The organism is Leclercia adecarboxylata (assembly GCF_006874705.1).
Taxonomy (GTDB): domain Bacteria; phylum Pseudomonadota; class Gammaproteobacteria; order Enterobacterales; family Enterobacteriaceae; genus Enterobacter; species Enterobacter adecarboxylatus_C.
On record NZ_CP035382.1, the window covers coordinates 4,252,919 to 4,274,180 of the forward strand.

21 protein-coding genes are annotated in these 21,262 nt (G+C 55.4%); 11 read left to right on the forward strand and 10 right to left on the reverse strand.

Annotated elements, in window-relative coordinates; all coding sequences use genetic code 11:
• Window positions 1-21: 21 nt before the first annotated feature.
• Window positions 22-297: a metal/formaldehyde-sensitive transcriptional repressor gene (locus ES815_RS21230; RefSeq protein WP_032610935.1), complete on the reverse strand. Its 276-nt coding sequence runs from the start codon at window positions 295-297 to the stop codon at window positions 22-24.
• A gap of 230 nt (window positions 298-527) precedes the next feature.
• Between ES815_RS21230 and ES815_RS21235 the strand changes: the two genes are divergently transcribed.
• Window positions 528-851 (forward strand): hypothetical protein, encoded by a 324-nt coding sequence (locus tag ES815_RS21235; RefSeq protein ID WP_142489599.1) that lies wholly within the window; start codon window positions 528-530, stop codon window positions 849-851.
• 68 nt (window positions 852-919) lie between these two features.
• Here ES815_RS21235 and ES815_RS21240 read toward each other — a convergent pair whose 3' ends face one another.
• Window positions 920-2,293 carry an FAD-binding oxidoreductase gene (locus ES815_RS21240; protein WP_142489600.1) on the reverse strand — a complete coding sequence of 458 codons (1,374 nt, stop codon included), beginning with the start codon at window positions 2,291-2,293 and terminating at the stop codon, window positions 920-922.
• Between the two features lie 174 nt (window positions 2,294-2,467).
• Between ES815_RS21240 and ES815_RS21245 the strand changes: the two genes are divergently transcribed.
• From ES815_RS21245 to ES815_RS21260, 4 genes are all read left to right on the forward strand, one after another.
• Window positions 2,468-2,665, forward strand: coding sequence for a hypothetical protein (locus ES815_RS21245; protein ID WP_142489601.1), 198 nt, complete (start codon window positions 2,468-2,470; stop codon window positions 2,663-2,665).
• A gap of 1 nt (window position 2,666) precedes the next feature.
• Window positions 2,667-3,437, forward strand: a complete 771-nt coding sequence (locus ES815_RS21250) for a hypothetical protein (RefSeq protein WP_142489602.1) — start codon at window positions 2,667-2,669, stop codon at window positions 3,435-3,437.
• 162 nt (window positions 3,438-3,599) lie between these two features.
• The gene (locus ES815_RS21255) at window positions 3,600-4,583 is read left to right on the forward strand and encodes a DUF1852 domain-containing protein (RefSeq protein WP_142489603.1); all 984 of its coding nucleotides are present in this window, start codon (window positions 3,600-3,602) and stop codon (window positions 4,581-4,583) included.
• Between the two features lie 27 nt (window positions 4,584-4,610).
• Window positions 4,611-5,642 carry a methionine synthase gene (locus tag ES815_RS21260; protein WP_142489604.1) on the forward strand — a complete coding sequence of 344 codons (1,032 nt, stop codon included), beginning with the start codon at window positions 4,611-4,613 and terminating at the stop codon, window positions 5,640-5,642.
• A 76-nt stretch (window positions 5,643-5,718) separates the two neighbouring features.
• Here ES815_RS21260 and ES815_RS21265 read toward each other — a convergent pair whose 3' ends face one another.
• The gene (locus ES815_RS21265; protein ID WP_142489605.1) at window positions 5,719-6,201 is read right to left on the reverse strand and encodes a glutathione peroxidase; all 483 of its coding nucleotides are present in this window, start codon (window positions 6,199-6,201) and stop codon (window positions 5,719-5,721) included.
• A gap of 344 nt (window positions 6,202-6,545) precedes the next feature.
• On the opposite strand from ES815_RS21265, the gene catA reads away from it, so the two are divergent.
• Window positions 6,546-7,223: a type A chloramphenicol O-acetyltransferase gene (gene catA / locus ES815_RS21270; protein ID WP_142489606.1), complete on the forward strand. Its 678-nt coding sequence runs from the start codon at window positions 6,546-6,548 to the stop codon at window positions 7,221-7,223.
• 126 nt (window positions 7,224-7,349) lie between these two features.
• On the opposite strand, the gene ES815_RS21275 is transcribed toward catA, so the two are convergent.
• On the reverse strand, window positions 7,350-8,399 hold the full coding sequence (locus ES815_RS21275) for an NAD(P)-dependent alcohol dehydrogenase (RefSeq protein ID WP_142489607.1): 1,050 nt from the start codon (window positions 8,397-8,399) through the stop codon (window positions 7,350-7,352).
• A 112-nt stretch (window positions 8,400-8,511) separates the two neighbouring features.
• On the opposite strand from ES815_RS21275, the gene ES815_RS21280 reads away from it, so the two are divergent.
• Window positions 8,512-8,898 (forward strand): helix-turn-helix domain-containing protein, encoded by a 387-nt coding sequence (locus ES815_RS21280; protein WP_142489608.1) that lies wholly within the window; start codon window positions 8,512-8,514, stop codon window positions 8,896-8,898.
• Window positions 8,899-9,044: 146 nt separating this feature from the next.
• Window positions 9,045-10,850 (forward strand): glycoside hydrolase family 15 protein, encoded by a 1,806-nt coding sequence (locus tag ES815_RS21285; protein ID WP_231600391.1) that lies wholly within the window; start codon window positions 9,045-9,047, stop codon window positions 10,848-10,850.
• A gap of 5 nt (window positions 10,851-10,855) precedes the next feature.
• Here the strand turns inward: ES815_RS21285 and ES815_RS21290 are convergent, their stop codons facing one another.
• The gene (locus ES815_RS21290; RefSeq protein WP_231600392.1) at window positions 10,856-11,659 is read right to left on the reverse strand and encodes a DMT family transporter; all 804 of its coding nucleotides are present in this window, start codon (window positions 11,657-11,659) and stop codon (window positions 10,856-10,858) included.
• Between the two features lie 107 nt (window positions 11,660-11,766).
• Between ES815_RS21290 and ES815_RS21295 the strand changes: the two genes are divergently transcribed.
• Complete coding sequence (locus ES815_RS21295) at window positions 11,767-12,444, forward strand: SOS response-associated peptidase (RefSeq protein ID WP_142489611.1); 678 nt, start codon at window positions 11,767-11,769, stop codon at window positions 12,442-12,444.
• Between the two features lie 439 nt (window positions 12,445-12,883).
• Here the strand turns inward: ES815_RS21295 and ES815_RS21300 are convergent, their stop codons facing one another.
• Entirely contained in the window at window positions 12,884-14,149 is a 1,266-nt protein-coding gene (locus ES815_RS21300; RefSeq protein ID WP_142489612.1) for a Y-family DNA polymerase, read from the reverse strand.
• A gap of 308 nt (window positions 14,150-14,457) precedes the next feature.
• Here ES815_RS21300 and ES815_RS21305 point away from each other — a divergent pair, with 308 nt between their 5' ends.
• Both ES815_RS21305 and ES815_RS21310 read left to right on the forward strand, forming a co-directional pair.
• Window positions 14,458-15,441, forward strand: coding sequence for a GlxA family transcriptional regulator (locus tag ES815_RS21305; RefSeq protein WP_142489613.1), 984 nt, complete (start codon window positions 14,458-14,460; stop codon window positions 15,439-15,441).
• Between the two features lie 102 nt (window positions 15,442-15,543).
• Complete coding sequence (locus tag ES815_RS21310) at window positions 15,544-16,092, forward strand: cysteine hydrolase family protein (RefSeq protein ID WP_142489614.1); 549 nt, start codon at window positions 15,544-15,546, stop codon at window positions 16,090-16,092.
• Window positions 16,093-16,138: 46 nt separating this feature from the next.
• Here ES815_RS21310 and ES815_RS21315 read toward each other — a convergent pair whose 3' ends face one another.
• The 4 genes from ES815_RS21315 to ES815_RS21330 form a co-directional block, all read right to left on the reverse strand.
• Window positions 16,139-17,224: an LLM class flavin-dependent oxidoreductase gene (locus ES815_RS21315; protein ID WP_142489615.1), complete on the reverse strand. Its 1,086-nt coding sequence runs from the start codon at window positions 17,222-17,224 to the stop codon at window positions 16,139-16,141.
• Between the two features lie 141 nt (window positions 17,225-17,365).
• On the reverse strand, window positions 17,366-18,337 hold the full coding sequence (locus tag ES815_RS21320; RefSeq protein WP_142489616.1) for a GlxA family transcriptional regulator: 972 nt from the start codon (window positions 18,335-18,337) through the stop codon (window positions 17,366-17,368).
• Between the two features lie 118 nt (window positions 18,338-18,455).
• The gene (gene dsbG / locus ES815_RS21325; protein WP_142489617.1) at window positions 18,456-19,211 is read right to left on the reverse strand and encodes a thiol:disulfide interchange protein DsbG; all 756 of its coding nucleotides are present in this window, start codon (window positions 19,209-19,211) and stop codon (window positions 18,456-18,458) included.
• Window positions 19,211-21,229: a protein-disulfide reductase DsbD family protein gene (locus tag ES815_RS21330; RefSeq protein WP_142489618.1), complete on the reverse strand. Its 2,019-nt coding sequence runs from the start codon at window positions 21,227-21,229 to the stop codon at window positions 19,211-19,213. Before ES815_RS21330 ends, dsbG begins: the two co-directional genes overlap by 1 nt.
• Window positions 21,230-21,262 lie beyond the last annotated feature (33 nt).

Genomic DNA, 21,262 nt, shown 5'->3' on the forward strand with positions numbered 1-21,262 from the left:
CCTTTTAGTGATGTCAGGTGTTTATTTTAGATAAGAGCGCAGCAAATGACCGACTTCTGCCATTCTGACGGCCCGCTGATCGGCGGTGGTTTCGCCTGTCACCAGCTCATCTTTGAGGTGAATTTCAACCATCTCGCCCATCAACCCGTTAGCCGCCCCGCGCACCGCGGCGATCTGCTGCAGGATGGCGAGACAGGGTTCGCCGGACTCGAGCGCCCGCTCCAGGGCATCGACCTGCCCGCGGATGCGGCGCACGCGCGTCAGGACACGTTTTTTATCTTCAGGTGAATGTGGCATGGAAGGGGCTCCTTGATACTGTAGGGGGGTATGGTATGCGATCTGCTACAGCGATGTAAACCGTGATATCTGCGCAGCCCGGTAAAGGTGGCGTTCCACTGGCTTACCCAACTTTGCGCTTTCTTACTTTATCGCTCGAATAAATATCAAAGCGGCATGTCATCATGTTGGCAAATACCACCACAACGACGTTGCGACACGTCCGGATAACGAAAAAGGCCTGCACCACTATGATCAAACTTACCCCGGCACTCCTTCTTGCGGGAAGCGTTCTCCTCGCGGGCTGTGATATGGAGCTCTCGCAGGAAGCGAAATCCAAAGTTGAAGAGACGACCCAGGAGGCCAATGCCTCGGTTGAAGCGTTAACCAACTCCGTGAACAGCGAAATGGAAAAAGCTAAACAGAGTGCCCTCGCCTCTGGGCTATCGGAAGAGACGAACAAGCAAATCGACAGCGTTAAGCAGAAAGCCGAGGAGATCGGCAATATGAAAGTCTCCGAACTGCTCAGTTTTGGTGGCGATAACGACGCGGAAAATGAATCTGAAGAGAACTGATCCCGGTTAATGCTAAACGCCAGTCCGACTAGCTGCGGACTGGCTTACCTGCTTCGTCCTGACCAACCTCATACCGGCTTAATGTTCTGATTCATCCGGAACAGGTTTGTCGGGTCGTACTTGCTCTTCAGCTCCACCAGCCGGTTCCAGGTGGCCCCGTATGCAAAGGCGATGCGGTCGGTCTCCTCCTGGGTGAGGAAGTTGATATAGGCCCCGCTGCTGGCAAACGGCTGCGATCTGGCGAAGAACTCTCGCGCCCAGGCGATGCAGCGCTCATCCTCGGCGGCGGTTTCCCAGCGCCCGTGTACGTTCATCACGTAGTTCGCGTCACGGCTGGAGTAGGCCATGGCTTCGGGCGCGACGCGTGTCGTCTGACCGCCAATGGTTCCGATGAATATTTCACAGTGCGGGGACGGTAGCCTGGCCGCGTATTCGATGATGGCATCGATCACGCCGTCGCTGATTTGCGCGAAGTTGTGCGACTTCCAGTAGTTGCGCGCTCCTTTCGCCAGCAGCGGATCGAAGGCCTGCTGCCAGGCGGTATAAGGCTGCACGCCGACGTGCTCGCCCAGCACCGTACCGAACTCGCGCAGCGGCGCGATAATCCTCTCACCCTCTTCCGGATCGCCCACATAGCACAGGGCCAGCGCGATCATCTCCCTGCCGTGAACCTCTGCGGGCAGGAACGGCAGCGGCGGCGCCTTGCGCGTCACCATCCAAACGTTAAGCTCCTCCGGCATGGTCTCGGTGAAGCGGGCAAACTGGGAGATCACCGATTTGGCCTGCTCAAACGGGAAGACGATCAGCCCGCTCAGCACATTCGGCCCGACGGGATGGAGCTGAAAATCAAAGCGCGTCACCACCCCGAAGTTGCCGCCGCCCCCGCGCAGCCCCCAAAAGAGATCCGCATTTTCCGATTCGCTGGCGTTCAGCTGCCGGCCGTCTGCCGTAATGACTTCGGCCGAGAGCAGGTTATCGATGGTCATCCCGTACTTGCGACTCAGCCAGCCGAAACCGCCCCCAAGCGTCAGGCCGGCCACCCCGGTGGTCGAATTGATGCCCAGCGGCGTGGCGAGACCATGAGCCTGCACCACCCGATCAAAGTCGGCAAGGGTGCAGCCGGGCCCGACGCTGGCGGTACGGGTAGTCACGTCTACCTGCACGTCCTTCATCAGCGAGAGGTCGATCATCAGACCGTCGTCGCAGACGGCGTTGCCGGCGATGTTATGCCCGCCCCCGCGGATCGAAATGAGCAGATTGTGCGTGCGGCCAAACTGGATGGCCTGCATCACATCTTCCGTTGACGTACAGCGTGCGATTAACGCGGGTTTGCGGTCGATCATGGCGTTCCAGATCTGGCGCACCTCGTCGTAGCCGGCATCGTCCGGAAGAAGCACTTCCCCCTGGAAGTGCGTTTTAAACTCGTCAATATTGTCCTTCATGATTGTCACCTGGCGTTGTTTAACCCTACTAATTATGGTGGGTTTTATGCACCCTGGCAGGTTAATTCACCCTCCCCTGTGTGGCCCTAAGCTAAACATTTTCAGCATAACCTTAAGGCAGCGCCTGCGCGGATCGACCAGACTTAACCTTTTTGTTTATAAGGATGCCACGCGATGAGACGTCTGGTTATGTCGATCTTCTCCAGCCCGGAGTCGTTACTGCAGGTGATGAGTCAGCAGGAAATTATTGAAGCCGTCGAGGACGGGGACCGCATTATTATCGATCAGGACGGTAACGCCTCGGTCAATTACAAAAGCAAAGAGGTGCGACAGGACTTTCTGCGCCATGTTAACGCGCTGAAGAGGGCCTGATATGGGAACGGCGATATTTATGGTGCTGATGGTGAGCGGATACTGGTACACCAGTCGTGACCTCTCCACCCGGTTTAAAATTAAGCGCTCCTTCGGCTGGGACGTCTATTTTCTGGTCGCGCTGTACGGCTGTATCTTTGTATTGCAGGGCGTGATCGCCACCGGCCTGCTCTGGTTGCTGCTGCTCGGGCTTTCGTATGCTGCCAATACGTTCCACTTAACCGCCCAGGACAACGCCAACTGGCAAGTGGATTTTATGAACTGGAGCTTTCTGGGCATCCAGGCGCCGGTGGTGGTGATGCTGGCCTTTGCCATCCTGTTTTGTCTCTATCGCTCTAACTGGGCAGGCAGCGCCAGGCTGGACGGCGAAGGCCGGAAACAGCTTTATAAGCGCCTGTCGCAATCCAGCGGTATCGAACAGCTGCTTTACCAGTGTATGGAGGAAGGCGAACTGGCGCTGGTGACCCTGAAGTCGCGGCGAATTTATGTCGGCATGATCCATACCGCGACCCTCGAATATGAAAAGACCGCCAATATCGTGCTGATCCCGATGCTCAGCGGCTATCGTGACGGTACGACGCTGAATCTGTGCATTGAGCATAACTACAGCAAGTGGTATGCCGAACATGATATTACCCTCGATTCACAGCCCAGAAGCGCAATGGCCTTCCGCAAGGTGATTATGCTGGATCAAATTGAAAGTCTTTCACTCTTCGATCCCGCCAGCGCCAGCGCGCTGGATCTGGAGCAGCGTTCGGAGAAAAGTGACTGATCGGTTCGCCGATCATGAAGATGGCTCATGTTGTAGTGAAATTTAGTCGCTTTCACTCGTTCCGGGGCTCTGGCATAAAAGATGCATTAACGTATCAGCAACATAAAGACTGAAATGAGATAGCTTCAGTCCTTATGCCAGAGCTCAGGAAGTGAGATAACGATGAATAAAGACTTCACCTTTACGATTAAGCGCAGTCGTTTCGATGAGAATTATAATCCCTCAGAAAACACGCGTATTACCACCAACTTTGCCAATCTGGCCCGCGGCGATAATCGCCAGCAGAACCTGCGTAATACGTTAGTCATGATCGACAACCGATTCAACGCCTTAGCGCACTGGGATAACCCCAAAGGCGATCGTTATTCCGTTGAGCTGGATATTATCTCTGTCGAGATGAATATTGATGCGGAAGATAGCCGCTTCACCTTCCCGGCCATTGAAATATTGAAAACCAATATAGTTGATAAACATACCAACGAGCGCATCGAAGGTATTGTCGGGAATAACTTCTCTTCTTACGTGCGGGATTATGATTTCAGCGTATTGCTGCCGGATCACAATAAACATCAGGCGGAGTTCAGCATTCCGCAGGATTTTGGCGCGTTACACGGCAATATCTTCAAACATTTTGTGAACTCTGAAGAGTACCAGCAGAACTTTAACAAGCCGCCGGTGATCTGCCTCAGCGTATCCAATAAAAATGTCTACCAGCGCATCGGGAATGAACATCCGGTTTTAGGCTTCGAATACCAGCAGCAGGGTTCGTCATTGACGGAAGCGTACTTCAAAAAAATGGGCCTGCAGGTTCGCTATTTTATGCCGCCAAACAGCGCAGCGCCGCTGGCGTTTTATTTCATCGGCGATTTACTGAGCGACTACAGCTTTATTGAGCTGATCGGCACCATCAGTACGATGGAGACGTTCCAGAAAATCTACCGTCCTGAGATTTACAACGCTAACTCGGTCGCCGGGCAACACTATCAACCCAGCCTGACGAACCAGGATCACTCCTTGACCAAAATTGTTTACGATCGCGAAGAGCGTAGCCAGTTAGCGATTGAGCAGGGAAAGTTTACTGAGAAACACTTCATCAAACCGTACAAGAATATTCTTGAGCAATGGTCTGCTCAGTACGCGCGTTGATTAATTAAAACAATAAGGTCACCTGTTATGAAAACATTGCTCCCCACGTCTACTGCCGGCAGCTTGCCGAAACCGTCCTGGCTTGCCCAACCGGAGACCCTGTGGTCTCCCTGGAAGCTGGAGAATGAGGAATTACTCGCCGGTAAGCAGGATGCGCTGCGTTTATCCCTCGACGATCAGCTGCGGGCCGGCATTGATATCGTCAGCGACGGTGAGCAAACGCGTCAGCACTTCGTCACCACCTTTATTGAGCACCTCAGCGGCGTCGATTTTGCGAAGCGCGAAGTGGTTAAAATCCGTAATCGCTATGATGCCAGCGTGCCGACCGTCGTGGGTGCCGTGGCTCGCCAGAAGCCGGTGTTTGTTGAAGATGCCAAATATTTACGTCAGCTCACCACGCAGCCGATCAAATGGGCGTTGCCGGGCCCGATGACGATGATCGACACTCTCTATGACAACCACTACAAAAGCCGCGAAAAGCTGGCCTGGGAGTTCGCCAAAATTCTCAACCAGGAAGCCAGAGAGCTAGAGGCGGCAGGGGTGGATATTATCCAGTTTGATGAACCCGCCTTTAATGTGTTCTTCGATGAGGTGAATGACTGGGGGATCGCCGCGTTAGAAAGAGCCATTGAAGGGCTGAAATGCGAAACGGCGGTGCACATCTGTTATGGCTATGGCATCAAAGCCAATACCGACTGGAAAAAGACGCTGGGCTCAGAGTGGCGGCAGTATGAAGAGGCGTTCCCTAAACTGCAAACCTCCAACATCGATATCATCTCGCTGGAGTGCCATAACTCGCGCGTGCCGATGGATCTGCTGGAGCTGATCCGCGGTAAAAAAGTGATGGTTGGCGCCATCGATGTAGCCACCAATACCATCGAGACGCCAGAAGAAGTAGCCAGTACCTTACGCAAAGCGCTGCAGTTCGTTGATGCTGACAAGCTCTACCCTTCGACCAACTGTGGGATGGCGCCGTTATCCCGCCAGGTTGCCAACGGCAAGCTCAACGCGTTAAGCGCGGGGGCGGAGATTATCCGCAGAGAACTGGCGACAAAATAAGGTCCGCCACAGGGCAACCGTTGCAGTATCCGGGCCGGGCAAGCGAAGCGCTCCCGGCCTTCCCTTTCTGGCCCACTTAGATTTCAAGTGCAGCAAGGATAGCGGCTTCCATCTTCTCCGGGGTGGAGATCGGTGCAAAACGCTTCAGCGGTTTGCCGTCGCGCCCCACCAGGAACTTTGTGAAGTTCCACTTGATCCGCCCCCCCAGCACGCCGGGCAACGCCTCTTTCAGATAGCGAAATACCGGGTGCGTAGCCGCGCCGTTGACCTCTACTTTCTCGAACATCGGGAAGCTCACACCGTAGTTGATATGGCAGGTCTGCGAAATATCGTCGGCACCGCCGGGCTCCTGTTTACCGAACTGGTTACAGGGGAAACCCAGCACCACCAGCCCCCGATCGGCATACTTTTTATAGAGCTTTTCAAGGCCGGCGTATTGGGGTGTGAAGCCACAATGGCTGGCAGTGTTCACCACCAGAACCAGCTTACCTGCATAGTCGGCCATAGAGACGAGCTGGCCGCGCAGGCTGGTGGCAGAAAGTTGATGAAAGGTCGTCATGTCGGAAACCTCAAAGCATTACCTTTTTCAGGACTTCTGAATTATAGGATCTGGATTTTAACATGTCTGCTTCTGGCGCGAAGCGAACAAAAAGCAAGGTTATCAGGTCCATCATGAGGGAGGAGCGGATATTCCAGAGCATTTTCTCGACAGGAAAACACCCGAAGATTGCACAATCTACTTTTATTATCTGACATATTAAACATTTAACATTTTCTTTCCTCCTGTATAAGGATAGGCTACTCTCACAAATGCGTTCGCGACCAAAACGGTTCGAGACCTGTACCCTTGCTTAATTTATGACAAACTTAGTCTGATATATGATTGCTTAATAAGGATGAAAAATGAAAAAAACAATCCCGGAATATACCACTGTTGATTTATCCCGTTGGGCAAGGAAGGAGCATTTTGAGGTATTTCAGTCGTTTGCTCAAAGTACAATTAACCAAACTGTTAATTTAGATATTACCGTGCTGCTAAAACATATCAAAGAGGTGGGCTGGAGATTTTACCCCACTATGATTTCACTTCTTTCTAAAATTGCAAACAGCCATTCGGAATTTCGTATGGCCATGAAGAATAATGAGCTTGTCATTTGGAAGGAAGTGCATCCAAGCTATACCATTTTCCATAATGAAACCGAGACGTTTTCATCATTATGGAGCCCGTACGATGGCAATATTCAAAACTTCCAGACGGTTTATTCCGAAGACGTTGCGCGCTATGGTAATAATCTTTCTTATTGGCCTAAGGGCGAATCTCCGGAAAATATATTTTTCGTCTCGTCTATTCCATGGGGAAGTTTTACCAGTTTTAATATTAACGTGGCTAACATGCAGAACTTTTTTGCCCCTATGTTCACGTTTGGAAAATATTTCAACCAGGATGGGAAAGTACTGTTGCCTGTCGCCGTTCAGGTCCATCATTCCGTGTGCGATGGTTTCCATGTGGCAAGACTCTTCAATGAATTGCAGGCGTTATGTGATGACTTACCGCACCTTTCAGAGGGACCCAATGCCTGATGCGCCAGTCGTCTTGATATCTCCTTTTACAGGGAGTGGGCAGCATCGATAGCCGTCATGTCTGCTCTACTGATTTACGCTCAGGCGCAAAGCGGCCTGCAATGGCCGCCCGAGACTCCCGCTCCACTACCAGGTCGTAGCCTGCATATCAATGACAAAGCGGTACTTAACGTCTCCCTTAAGCATACGGGCAAAGGCAGCCTCGATATCCTCACCACCGATCGTTTCAATATCAGCGGTAATATTGTGTTCGCCGCAGAAGTTCAACATCTCCTGCGTTTCCTGAATGCTGCCAATCGACGAACCGCTGATGCTTAAACGCCGGAACACCATGGGCGTAATATTCGGCGAGTTGTGCGGCTGGTCCGGAATGCCTACCAACACCAGGCGGCCATTGGTTTTCAGCATTGCCAGATAGGGATCCAGATCGTGCGGTGCCGCTACGCAGTCAATGATAAAATCCAGCGAGGTCTGGCAGGCAGCCATTTGCGCGGCATCGCGCGATACCACCACCTGCTTTGCCCCCAGACGAAGAGCATCTTTACCCTTCTCCGGGGAGGTCGTAAACAGCGTCACTTCCGCCCCCATCGCACTGGCAAGCTTCACTGCCATATGGCCTAACCCCCCCAGCCCCACAACACCCACACGATCGCCTGCTTTGACGTTGAAATGGCGCAGCGGCGACCAGACAGTGACGCCCGCACACAACAGCGGTGCAACCCCGGCAAGCGGCAGGTTTTGCGGTACAGAAACCACAAAATGCTGATCGACAATCACGCTCTGCGCATAGCCGCCGCGGGTTCTTTCGCCGGTATATTTATCAATACCATTGTAGGTAGCGGTAAACCCCGCCTCACAGTACTGCTCTTCGTGGTGCTTGCAGAAATGGCACTCGCGGCAGGCGTCGACCATCACGCCCACACCGACGATATCACCGGGTTTAAAACGGGTGGCTTCGTCCCCAACCTCCACGACTCGCCCGACAATCTCATGCCCCGGCACCAGCGGATACTGGCTAACCGCCCATTCGTTACGCGCCATATGGAGATCGGAGTGGCACACGCCGCAGAAGAGGATCTCGATTTTGACATCCTGCTTTTGTAACGCGCGCAGCGAAATCTGGCCTGATGTTAAGGGTTGTGCCGCGTCATGGGCGACTAATGCGTTGATTTTCATCTTACCTCAGGAATGTGCTGGTTCTGGCTAACTCAAGGGGGCAGACTATAGTCAACAGGGTTCCATATTGATAGTAGTCACCATTTGGTGACCATAAGCAGAGGACAGAACAATGCCAGCCTGGGTTGAGGGTAAACTCTTTTTCTATGCGGACTCGCCGCCGCGCCGCCTGATGGAGCTCTTTTCAGTGAAATGGAGCTCAATGGTGCTGCATGCGCTGTATCACTGGCCGGATGAACGCGCCCGTACCGGTGAGTTACAGCGTAGCCTGCAGGGGATTTCCAAAAAAATGCTGTTCCAGACGCTCAAAGAGCTGGAGCAGCGAGGGTTGATTGCCCGCCATGTGTATGACGTGGTCCCACCAAAAGTCGATTACCGCCTGACCCCACTCGGCAGAACCTTTGCCGAACCCATTGAGCAAATGTACCAGTGGGGGTTGGAAAATCAGTCCGCACTGGATCAAATGGAAGCCTGTTATCAGGCGGCGTCGTTCAGTTAACGGGCTGAATTCTCAAATGTTCCTCCTGAAAGCGCGATATTCATCACATTATGCCAGGCTTTATATGCACCACCACAAGGTGACGATAACGCGGCCTGCTGCGCCAGACTAAAGGGATGACTCATTTGAAAAATGCTAAATACACAATGCCTTTACGCGAGGAAGGGTTCATTGGTCTGGGAGATTATGCCGCGATCGGCGAGGGCCGCTCCGTTGCGCTCATCGCCCCGGATGGCTCGATTGACTGGTGGAGCGCGCCCAATCTTGATTCCCCGCCCCTTTTCGATCGGCTGCTTGACCCAACCATCGGCGGTTTTTTCAGCCTGACGCCCGCGGTTGACTATACCGTCTCCCGCGCCTATCGCGAGGACAGCAATGTGCTGGAAACCCGCTTTGAGACGGAGGACGGCACGGTGCTGTTAACCGAATCGATTAACAGCACGCTGGCGGGGCGTCTGCCCTGGAGTGAGCTGGCGCGGCGGCTTGAGGGCGTGCGCGGCACCGTGCCTTTCAGGCTCCATTTGCGGTTTGGGACGATGGTCGAAACGCGATCGCCCTGGCGATCGGATACCTTTAAGGGCAGCGTTTACCATATCGGCGACCTGATGGCGATGCTGCACACCAGTGAAAACGTCGTCATTACGCATGCTGATGACGAAGAGATCGAAGCGGAGATCACCCTTAAAAAGGGCAGCCGGGAGGTTGTCGCGCTGCTCGTGACCCAGAGTGAACCGCTGGCCGTGCCGGACATTCAGGCGATTGATAACCGCATCGAAACCAGCCATACCGCCTGGCAGGACTGGGTCCAGGGGCTTAAATATGATGGCCTCTATAAAGATCACGTCATTCGCTCCGCGCTGGCGCTGAAGTTCCTCTGGTATTCGCCAACCGGCGCGCTGGCCGCGGCCGCGACCACCTCCCTGCCGGAAGGGATCGGTGGAAAGAAAAATTACGACTACCGCTTTGCCTGGGTGAGAGATGCCTGCCTGATTATCAAAGCCTTTACCTATCTGGGTACCCTCGAAGAGTGTAAAGCGGCCTTTTCCTGGCTGTCGAAAACCATCATCAGGCACGGCCCGGAAATGCAGGCCTGCTACACCCTCGAAGGCGAGCTGGTCCCGGAAGAGCGGTATGCAGAACTCCAGGGCTACCGGGATTCGCAGCCGGTACGGGTAGGTAATAATGCCCGCAACCAGCGCCAGCTGAGCATGTATGCCGATATGCTTGGGGTGGCAAAACTGTTTGTCGAAGCGGGCCATATTCTGGATACGGGCACCTCGCGCTTCCTCGGACACCTTGCCAATCAGTGTGCCGACCGCTGGCGCATGAAGGACTCGGGGATCTGGGAGCTGCCGGAAGAGCGCCATTACACCCACTCCAAAATGTCCTGCTGGCTGGCGCTGGACTGCGCCGTGGTGCTGGCGGAGCACAGCCATATCGAACCTACCTGGAAGGCGCGCTGGGAACGCGAGCGGGACCGGATCCGCGACTGGGTGGAAAAGCACTGCTGGTCTGAAGCCCATCAGTCCTACTGCTTCTACGTTGGCGACGGCGGGCAACTGGACGCCTCGCTGGCGCTGGTTTCACGCTACGGCGTGAAGGTGAACCCGAAACGCATGAAGCTGACCTATCAGGCTATCCACCAGCAGCTGGGCCATAACAGCGCGATGGTCTATCGCTACAGCGGCGTTGAGCAGGAGGAAAGCACCTTCATTGCCTGCTCATTCTGGCTGGCAGAGGCCTGGGCATCGATGGGCGAACCGGCGGCTGCCGCAGAGAGCATGGATGAAATACTTAAGACGCTGTGCCACCGCGGCAACGTGGAAACCTTCAATGAGATGTTTGATACCCGAACCGGCGAGTGGGTCGGCAACATGCCCCAGGGCCTGAGCCATCTCGCGCTGATCTGCGCGGCGCAGGCGATCAGCGAGCATCAACGGGAGAAGAAATAATATCCTCAGGCGCGGCCCGCCCGGATAACCATCAGGATGCCGAGCAGCACGGCGCACATCGACAGCAACATGCGCAGGCTGAATGTTTCGCCCAGCAGTGCCACGCCACCCAGGGTGGCAAGGCAAGGAACACTCAGCTGAACCGTGCTGGCGGTCATAGCTTTCATCCTCGGCAGCAGCGTATACCACAGGGCATAGGCCGCGCCTGAGGCCAGCGCCCCGGACGTCATGGCTAACAACAGTCCGGGCGCGCTGGCAAATCGTTCCACCGACGGCAAAAGAGAGAGAATGAGGGTGAAAGGCACGGCCAGTATAAAATTCCCCGTCGTTGCCGGTATCGCCTCCGGCATGCTTTTCCCTTTCACCGAGTAGTAGGCCCAGGCCAGCCCGGAGCCGATCATCATCAGCGCACTGGTCGGTTCCGGGGCATGCGCGCCGGGGAGCAGAAGCAGCACCGTTCCTGCCACCGCCAGAAACAGCCCCGCCCCCTTCAGTACACCGACCTTTTCTCCCTGCCGCCAGCCATAGATAACCATTGCCGTCTGAACGGTGCCGAACAGCAACAGCGCCCCGGTTCCGGTATCGATCCGGAGATAGGACCAGGACATCGCCAGGACATACAGCGTCAGGGCCAGGCCGCTGCGCCAGTCATAATGTATTTTCGATGCCGGTTTTTTTCTGACGCTCATCAGAATAACCAGGAACAGGGCCCCGCTGACGATCCGCACATCGCTGAAGGTCGCCGGATCGATGTATCCGCTGGTCAGCGCCACCCTGCACAGGACGGAGTTCGCGGCAAACGCCAGCATGGTAAGTATTATTTTTCCTGTCATATCGTATCTCACAAGTGAAACCTGCCCGAAGCCCTTCAGCTATGCCCCCTATCCTATACTTAAGCAAACCTTCGGAGGTGACTATGTGTGGACGTTTCGCCCAGGCCCAGACCCGGGAAGAGTACCTTGCCTTTCTTGCCGATGAAGCGGATTGCAACATCCCCTACGATCCGGAACCTATCGGGCGCTATAACGTCGCGCCCGGCACCAAAGTCTTACTGCTCAGCGAGCGCGAGGACCAGTTGCATCTCGACCCCGTCTTCTGGGGTTACGCCCCCGGCTGGTGGGACAAGCCACCGCTGATCAATGCCCGGCAGGAGACCGCCGCCAGCAGCCGGATGTTTAAACCGCTGTGGCACCATGGCCGGGCAATTGTCTTTGCCGACGGCTGGTTCGAGTGGAAAAAAGAGGGGGATAAAAAGCAGCCTTACTTTCTCTATCGCGCCGACGGGCAACCTATTTTTATGGCGGCCATCGGCAGTACGCCGTTTGAACGCGGGGATGAGGCTGAAGGATTTCTGATCGTTACCGCCGCGGCGGATAAAGGGCTGGTGGATATCCACGATCGGCGCCCACTGGTGTTAACGCCAGAGGCGGCGCGGGAATGGCTGCGCGAAACGGTGAGCGGGCAAGAGGCAGAAGAGATCGCGCAGACGGGAGCCGTCCCCGCAGACCAGTTCCACTGGCATGCCGTGACCCGGGCGGTGGGGAATATAAGAAACCAGGGGCCAGAATTAATTGAGAACATCGGTGAGGTGTAAAATAACGTCAATGGCATTGACAGCTATTATTTCTGGAACTTACTAACACCCAAAAAATATAAAAAATGTCGTAAGCGAAGCGGCAAAATAATATCCAGGAGGGCCTGAATCAGGCCCCCGCTTTACACTTAAACAACCTGTTTTGGCCAGCGTCTCCTTTTCGGGAGTGGCACGCATGAGTGGGTAGTGAGTCGGGTTCCACAGACGGAACAAACAGCACCATGAGGTTGGGTTTGCGCTGGACTAAACGTGGTAAAACGAAATCGCTTACTTGTGCAAACCGGGCACTCAAATTTTAGGTTGGGAATAGCCCCTCCGGGCAGGTGAATAGAACGACCACCATAACGTAAATATCAATCGACCAGGGATATATCGTATAAAAACACCCCGTTTCGCATATATTTCTTTTCACTCTCCATATTATTTTAGCGATAACGAATTATCTCACCCGCAATAAATCAGAAAAACGCGTGGTATATCGGGGAGATAGCATCTCTCTTTTCATTTGCCATTGCTGTTCGATGCCCTGCCCCGCAAACCAGAGGGTTCCGCGCCCTTCTTTTTTATTCAGTTCATCGATGACTGCCATCAGCTCTGCGCTGTTGCGCCGGGGAGGATTTTCATCAAACAGATTGAGCTGAGCGACGCCAAGGCTGAAAAAATCCCCCAGCATGACCCCGGCTTTCTGATAGCGCAGCCCCTCTTTCCAGATGGCGTCCAGACAGCGCGTTGCCGCGTTAATAATATCCCGGCTGTCTTCGGTGGGCGTCAGCAGTTTGACTGAGGCGCTGTTGCCATAGTAAGGCTCGTTCAGCGCGAACGGCGAGGTCTTCACGAAGGCGGAAATAAACCGGCAGTACTGATGCTCGGCCCGCAGTTTTTCGGCGGCACGGGCGGCATAGCTGCAGATAGCCTGGCGCATCGACTCATAATCGCTGATCCGCTCGCCGAACGAGCGGGAGCACATAATTTCCTGCTTGTCCGGTACAAATTCTTCAAATCCCAGGCAGGACTCGCCGCGCAGTTCCCGCACGGTGCGCTCCAGCACCACGCTGAAATGTTTGCGGATAACGGCGGTATGGGTGTCAGCCAGATCCAGCACCGTTTTAATTCCCATCGCATCGAGTCTTTTACTCAATCGCCGCCCGACGCCCCACACCTCTTCGACGGGCAGCGCCGCCATCAGTTTACGTTGCCGTGCGATGCTGGATAAATCGAGCACGCCCCCGGTCTGCCGCTGCCATTTTTTCGCTGCGAAATTCGCCAGTTTGGCGAGCGTTTTGGTAGGCGCAATACCGACCCCGACGGTGAGGTGCGTACGTTTCTCAACGGTATGTCGAATTTCGCGGCCAAAGGCCTCCAGGTTGAGGCAGTTGCTGACCCCGGTGAGATCGCAAAAGGCTTCATCAATCGAGTAGATCTCGACTCGCGGGGTGATCTCTTCCAGGGTGGTCATCACCCGGAGGCTCATATCGGCGTAAAGTTCGTAGTTACTGCTGAAGGTGACAATGCCGTGGCGGCGGAAAATCTCTCTCTGTTTGAAATAAGGCGCCCCCATTGTCACCAGCCCTTTCGCTTCGGCGCTGCGGGCGATGACGCAGCCATCGTTATTCGACAGCACCACCACCGGGCGCCCCTTCAGGTCCGGGCGAAAAACAGTTTCGCAGGAGGCATAGAAGCTATTCACGTCGACAAGCGCAAACATGATTATTTGCGCGCTTTAACAGGCGCGGTAACGCGCGGAAAGATAAACGGCATAGTATCAAATCCATTTAACTGTATATTTATACAGTATCCATGAATTTAAGGATAAATCAAGGCGCTGCCCGCTGATTCAACGAAAGCGGTACCGACGCGGATTTAGTGCGCAACCTTGCCTTCTATCGTAATTTGCACGCCGGATTGTTTAATTAGTTACCTGAATCTTTGCTCAGTATGTCTGTGCAGTGCTAAGGTAACAAGCGTCGGAAACGACACTCTAAATGGCAAAAACGACATCTCGCGAAGGTAACTATGCTGGAAATTGGTTTGTATCTTTACCCCGGGGTTCAGCAGGCTGCCGTGCTTGGGCTGAACGATCTCTTTGGCGTGGCCAACATGTTTTCCCAAAAATATCAGGCAAATAAAGCGAACCTGCTGAGAGTGACACACTGGCAGCAGCCTGGCCCGAAAGACCTTCCTGTGCGCGTTTTTGATACGGAACCTGAAGCCGACCCGACGTTACCCTCCGCGATAATCGTCCCGCCGACCTTACGCGAGCCTGCCATCATTGGCACGACGCCGGCGTTAACGCCATGGCTTACCGGTCTGCACAATCAGGGGGTTATCCTGAGTTCCGTATGCGCTGGCGCGTTTGTCCTGGCATCAACGGGGTTAATGAACGGGCGGAAAATGACCACGCACTGGGCCTATGCCGATTTACTGAGCCAGCGTTTTCCCGACATAGAGGTCGATGTGAATCAGCTCATTATTGATGACGGCGAGATCATCACCGCGGGCGGGCTTATGTCCTGGACAGACCTCGGCTTGCGGTTAGTGCATCGGCTGCTCGGTCCGACCGTGATGATCGACACCGCGCGCATGCTGCTTGTCGATCCACCCGGGCGCGAGCAACGCTATTACAGCGTCTTCTCGCCGCGTCTGACCCATGGCGACGCGGCGGTCCTTAAGGTGCAACACTGGCTCCAGGCAACGCAGGCAAAAGATGCCACCCTGTCGAGCCTGGCGGCGCAGGCGGGATTAGAAGAGCGTACATTTCTGCGCCGCTTTCAGAAGGCAACCGGGATGACCAGCACGGAATATTGTCAGCACCTGCGCGTTGGCCGGGCGCAGGAGCTTTTGCAGTTCAGCAGCGATTCATTTGATCGCATCGCGTGGGAAGTGGGCTACAGCGATCCCGGCGCCCTGCGTAAGATTTTCACCCGCATTGTCGGGCTCACCCCCGGAGAATATCGCCGTCGCTTTAGCGCCAGCCAGGCAAAGGAACAGATGGCATAAAATGGCGATATCACCCCTTATTATGTCGTTTACGCCACTTCAGCCCCATCCCTTTCGCTGTCAAACTTGTGCTTCAATGAGCCATAAAACAGGAATGAGATAATGAAACAACGCGGTTTAATCGTCATCGATCTGCAAAACGAATATCTGCCAGGCGGTAAATTACCCCTGACCGGCATCGAGGCGGCAGCGCATAACGCAGCGCTTGCTATTGCTGACGCACGTTCAAAAGAGATCCCCGTCTTCCATATTCGTCATGAGTTCGCTCATGGCGAAGCACCGGTGTTTGTTCCCGGGACTGAGGGTGTGGAGATCCAGCCAACCGTTAAGCCCGCAGCGGATGAAGCGGTGATCGTGAAGAATTTCGTCAACGCCTTCCGGGACACTGACTTAAAAGCGCAGCTGGATGCGAAAGGCGTTGAAGAGGTGATTATCGTGGGGGCGATGAGCCATATGTGTGTGGATGCCTGCGTGCGGGCGGCGGCAGATATGGGCTACCCGGTTACCGTCCTGCATGATGCCTGCGCCACCCTTGACCTGTCTTTTGGCGGAGTCACTGTACCGGCGGCCCAGGTTCATGCTGCGATGATGGCCGCATTTGAGTTTGGCTATGGCAAAGTCCAGTCAACATCAGACTATCTGTCTGCATAATCCCGTGCCAGCGTCCCTTTTCAGGGACGCTTTTTAATAGGTGTGGTTAAAGGTTGACGGGCATTTCATAGACATCTGCAATCAGTTCCGTCGAGCGATAAATTGCCTCCTGAGAGTGCCCCAGATTCAGTAGCATAATTTCATCAGCATCAATGCGCTGTTGCCAGACGGCCAGCTGGTCAACCACCTGGTTACCGGTGCCGCTCATGATTTTGGCATTCCACATTTTAATCAGCTGCAACTCTCCCGAAGAATAACCGTAGTTTTCGGCTTCCTGCGGCGTTGGGACGATAAATGAGCGGCCTGTGCTCATGCGCATCATCGCGTGGGAATAGGCCCATGCCTGACGCCGGGCTTCACTCTCATCATCCGCTGCCATCACGCCAAAACTGGCAATAACATAAGGCCGGTCAAGATTTGCAGAAGGACGGAAGTTCTGCCGATAGACCTTGATGGCCATCATGACGTTCTGATCGGCCAGATGCGCAGCAAACGCAAACGGATACCCCATTTGCGCCGCCAGCCGGGCAGAATAGTCGGACGAACCCAGCAGCCAGACGGGGGGACGCTGATACGCGCCTGGCACCCCATTTTCTTTATCCTGCAGCGGGCCGGGAACGGCATACACGCCTGCCTTTTGCCACGGATGCCCTTTCGGGAAATCGCCTTTCAGGAAGTGCATTAACTCATCAAGTTGTTTCGGGAAACTGTCTGCTCCCACGTCACCGCGCCGCAACGCCGACGCGGTGGCCATATCGGTTCCCGGGGCACGACCGACGCCCAGATCAATACGCCCCGGCGCAAGGGAGGCCAGCAATCCGAACTGTTCAGCCACCACCAGCGGCGGAAAGTTAGGTAACATCATCCCACCCGCGCCAAGCCGGATATGGGTCGTTTCACCAATTAACCGCGCCAGCAATAACGGCGGCGAAGGGGTAGTAACGCCAGGCATAGCGTGGTGCTCCGCAAGCCAGTAACGGGTAAAACCACGCTTATCAGCCAGACGGGCAAGCCGGATGCTCCCCGACAGCGCCTCATGCGCCGTTACCCCTTTTCCCGCCATAGCGAAGTCCAGCACGGAAAGTGGAACCGGAGCCCCGCCCCGGCGCGTACCAAAAATGACCTGATTCACACTGTCGTTCCTCAAAATGCGAAGGCGGCTACGTCTGGATGACGTAGCGCAGAGGAGACAAATTTTGCGGAGAATAACGTCAGGGCACAATTGACCTGAATGACAATATTAAAAACTATTGGGCCAATCGCTGGGATATGTTCAGGCCTGTGTACCGCGCCGCTGACAGAAGGTACGCCGGTATTCTGAAGGCGAGGTGCCCAGATGCGCCGTAAACTGCAGACGTAAAGACATCGGTGTCCCAAATCCCACCTCAGAAGCAATGCACTCTACCGGCAGTTCGGTGATTTCCAGCAGCTGCTGGGCACGCGCCACGCGCTCGGCATTTAACCATTTGGTGACGGTCGTGCCGGTTGTGTCGCGAAAGCGACGGGTAAATGTACGGCGGCTCATTTTCGCCACGCCCGCCAGCGTATCGAGGGTTAAGGGTTCAGACAGATGTTCCCGGGCCCACTCCAGTACTTCAACCAGGCGTCCGACGCAGGGCAGTTGCGGAACCGGTTGTTCAATATACTGGGCCTGCCCGCCCTGTCGGTGCGGCGGCGTGACCAGCTGGCGGGCGATCCGGTTAGCCATATCGGAGCCATGCTGCTGGCGGATCATCTCAAGGCAGCAATCAAACGCCGCAACGGTGCCAGCGGAGGTCACAATATTGCCATCCGTCACATACAGCACATCCGGTCGGAACTTCGCGTCAGGAAAACGGCGGGCAAAAATCTCCCGGGCAACCCAGTGGGTCGTCGCCTCCCGCCCGGCAAGCAACCCGGCAGCGCCAAGGACAAATGCCCCCAGGCAAAACCCGACTATCGGTTTCCCCTGCGCATTGGCGGTTTGCAGCGCCTCAATGATGTCGTCTGGCACCTCTTCTTCCGGATCTTTCCAGGCCGGAACCACGATAATATCGGCCTCCTCCATCGCCTCCAGACCGGATGAAACGCTAATTGGTAGCCCTTGATCGCTGATGATTAGCCCCGGGGACTGCGCGCAGTACTGCACATCATAGGCCGGGAAACCTGCGGGCTTATTCACAACGCCGAAGGCAACGGCAGGTACAGAAAGCTGAAACAGACTGACTCCTTCAAAAGCCAGGACCACAATACGAACCGCAGACACGGAAACCTCGCAGACAAAAAAGGGATATAAAGGACAGCAGAGCCCTGTACCAATAACATACTTCGCCGCCTGTCCGCGACCTTTCGCAAGGTGCGGACAGGGGTAGGGAGAGAGAGGTTTATTTACAGGCCACCAGATCGGCCATTTGTTCAGCATCAGGCAAGCCGATGATTTGTTGCAAAGCCCGCGCCTTATTCAGGTAATAAATGGCAGGCGTACCGCTGGCCCCTGTCTGCTCCATAAGCTGCTGATTCTGCTGTATCTGCTTAAACACGGCGGGCGGCGTGTTGCCTTGCAGCGCCGGTTTAATCTTTCCGTCGCTACTCTCAAGGTCATGCCAGGCTTTAGCCGGATCCTTCGCGGAGAGGATTGCCGCCGCATACTGCGCGCTGTCCGGGCGGATCACGCCAACCAGCAGCGTTTTGGTGCTGATACTTTTATCTTTGATAAAAGGTTGAGCCTGATGCCAGAACTTGTTGCAGTAGGGGCAGAAGGGATCGGAAAAGACCACCACCTGGCACTTCGCGTCCGCGCTGCCTTCTGAAATCCCCGGCGCGGCGGTGAGCTGCTTCCACATTTCGCGCCCGGCGGGAATATAAATCTCATCATTGATGATTTTCTCGCTCAGGTTATTGCCTTGCGTATCATACATATAGCCTGAAACCACATGCTTTTTATCCGGGGTAAGGTAGAGCGTTACGCCCATATCCTGATATTTACCCAACCACCCTTCCACGCCTCCGGGGGCGCTGAACGGCTTAATAATTTCAATGCCCTGCTTCTCCATTTGTTTAACAGGTTCGGGCAGGTCAGCGGTCTGCGCCTGAGCGGTAGCGCTAAGCAGCAGAATTAACAGTGTCAGGATCTTGTTCATTATTTTTCCTCAGTAAAATCAGGAGACGGGGCCGGATTCGCCCTCGTCAGCGTGGTCAACAGCGCGTCTTTGCTCAAAAGGGAAGGCAGGACATGCCCCTGCGGAATGGCAGGGCCAAAAATGGCGTTAAAAGGAATGCCGCTGGCGCCGTAGCGGCGCAGGAACTGCTCGATTTCAGCAGAGGGCTGACTCCAGTTTCCCTGCAACAGCACAACGTCGTCGCGGTTTAAGGCAGCAATAACCTCAGGGCGATGAAGCACCAGGACTTCATTAACCCGGCAGTTCAGACACCAGTCGGCGGTAATATCCACCAGCACGCGCTTTCTGGCATCCAGCGCCTCACTGAGCGCCGCTTCACTGAGCGGTTGCCAGTTCAGAGGGGAGTCGGCCTTCCCCTGGGGCTGGGGAGCCAGAAAAGCATACAGTCCCGCGCCAAACAGCACGCCAAACACCAGGCTGCGCAGATTCTCTTTGTGGTTCGGCATGGCCTGCGCGCAGCGGAAAAGGAAAAACGCCACCATCAAACCGCCGACGATCAGCACATAGCGTGCGCCCCACTCTTTCACCAGCAGCGACATCAGCCAGAGACAGGATCCCAGCATCAGGAGCACCAGCACCAGGCGCAGTTTTGCCATCCAGGGGCCGGGTTTAGGCAACCAGCGCGCCACGCCGGGGGCGATGCTGATTACCAGCCAGGGAAGACTCATCCCTACACCCAGCACCAGGAAGATAAGCCACAGCTGATGCACGGGCGCGGCTAACGCGAAGGTCACGGCAGTACCAAGGAAAGGTGCCGTGCAGGGTGTGGCAAGCAGGGTCGCAAAGGCGCCTTCAAGGAAACTCCCCCCGATGCCGTTACCACCGGCGGTAGCCAGCCGGGTGGAAAGCCCTGAAGGGAGGCGGATCTCAAGCAGGCCTGCCAGGCTGAAACAGAAGATCCACGTCACCAGCACCATGGTGGCAATGAACCAGGGGCTCTGGAACTGGAAGCCCCAGCCAATCCAGGCACCGGACAGCCGCAGGCCGGTGATGACTGCCGCCAGCACCAGAAACGAGAAGATGATCCCGGCCGCGGTTGCCAGAAAACGCAGCCGCGTCTGACGGCGGCTACTCTCAGCCAGGGTCATCAGCGAAGCGAGTTTGATCCCGAGTACAGGCAGGACACAGGGCATCAGGTTCAGAATAAGCCCGCCCGCTAACGCCACAACCACGATCTGCCATAGCGTGGTGGACGGGCTGATATCGACCCTGAGCTGCTGGCTCTGCGCACCATTGCTGATCAACAGAGGGAGCTGCTGTAGCCGGGACGCATCCAGCGGGTTGCCCTGCTTATCGCTGACGCTAAACCGGGCGGTCAGCGTGTCACCGAGGATCTCTGTCTGCGGTGGCGACAGGTTCGCCCCGGCCGGGTTATCAGCAAAGAGATCGGGCTGCGACCAGCCTTCCGGGGTGGTCAGTTTGACAATCAGCGTGTCATTGTCCGCGACGACAGATTTAACCGCCACCGGGCCGTTATCTGGCGGAACCGCGCGCATCGCGTTGTCCCAGGCCTCGGCAAAGTGCGCTGACGGACCGGAGGCCAGGTCGATATCCAGCGGGAAGGTATTGACCACGCAGAGATTGCTGCACAGCGAAAGCGTCAGTTTCCCGCGCAATCGCTGGCGCTCATCGATGGCAACGTCTAGCGGAAACACGACGCGGCGATCGTAGCCGACGGAACTGAAGCCAGCAGAATCAAACCGGACGGGCCGGGGCCAGTGCCACTGCGTTTTTGTCTGCTGCTCCCATGCGATCGCGGGCCGAAAGCCGCCATCGCCGGGCGTTCGCCAGTAGGTTTTCCACCCTTCATTGGGGGTTACGTCCAGCAGCAGACGAACTTTCCCCTCTGCGGGCGCATCATGCCAGACATGAACCTGAGCATGTAAATTGTCAGGCTTTATCGGCCAGCCCGGTACCGCGGCTGAGGCCGCAGACAGGCTGAATAACAGGAACCACAGGCTCCTGAAAAAGGTTTTCATATGTTTTCTCCGTGAAAAAGTGACTAAACAGGA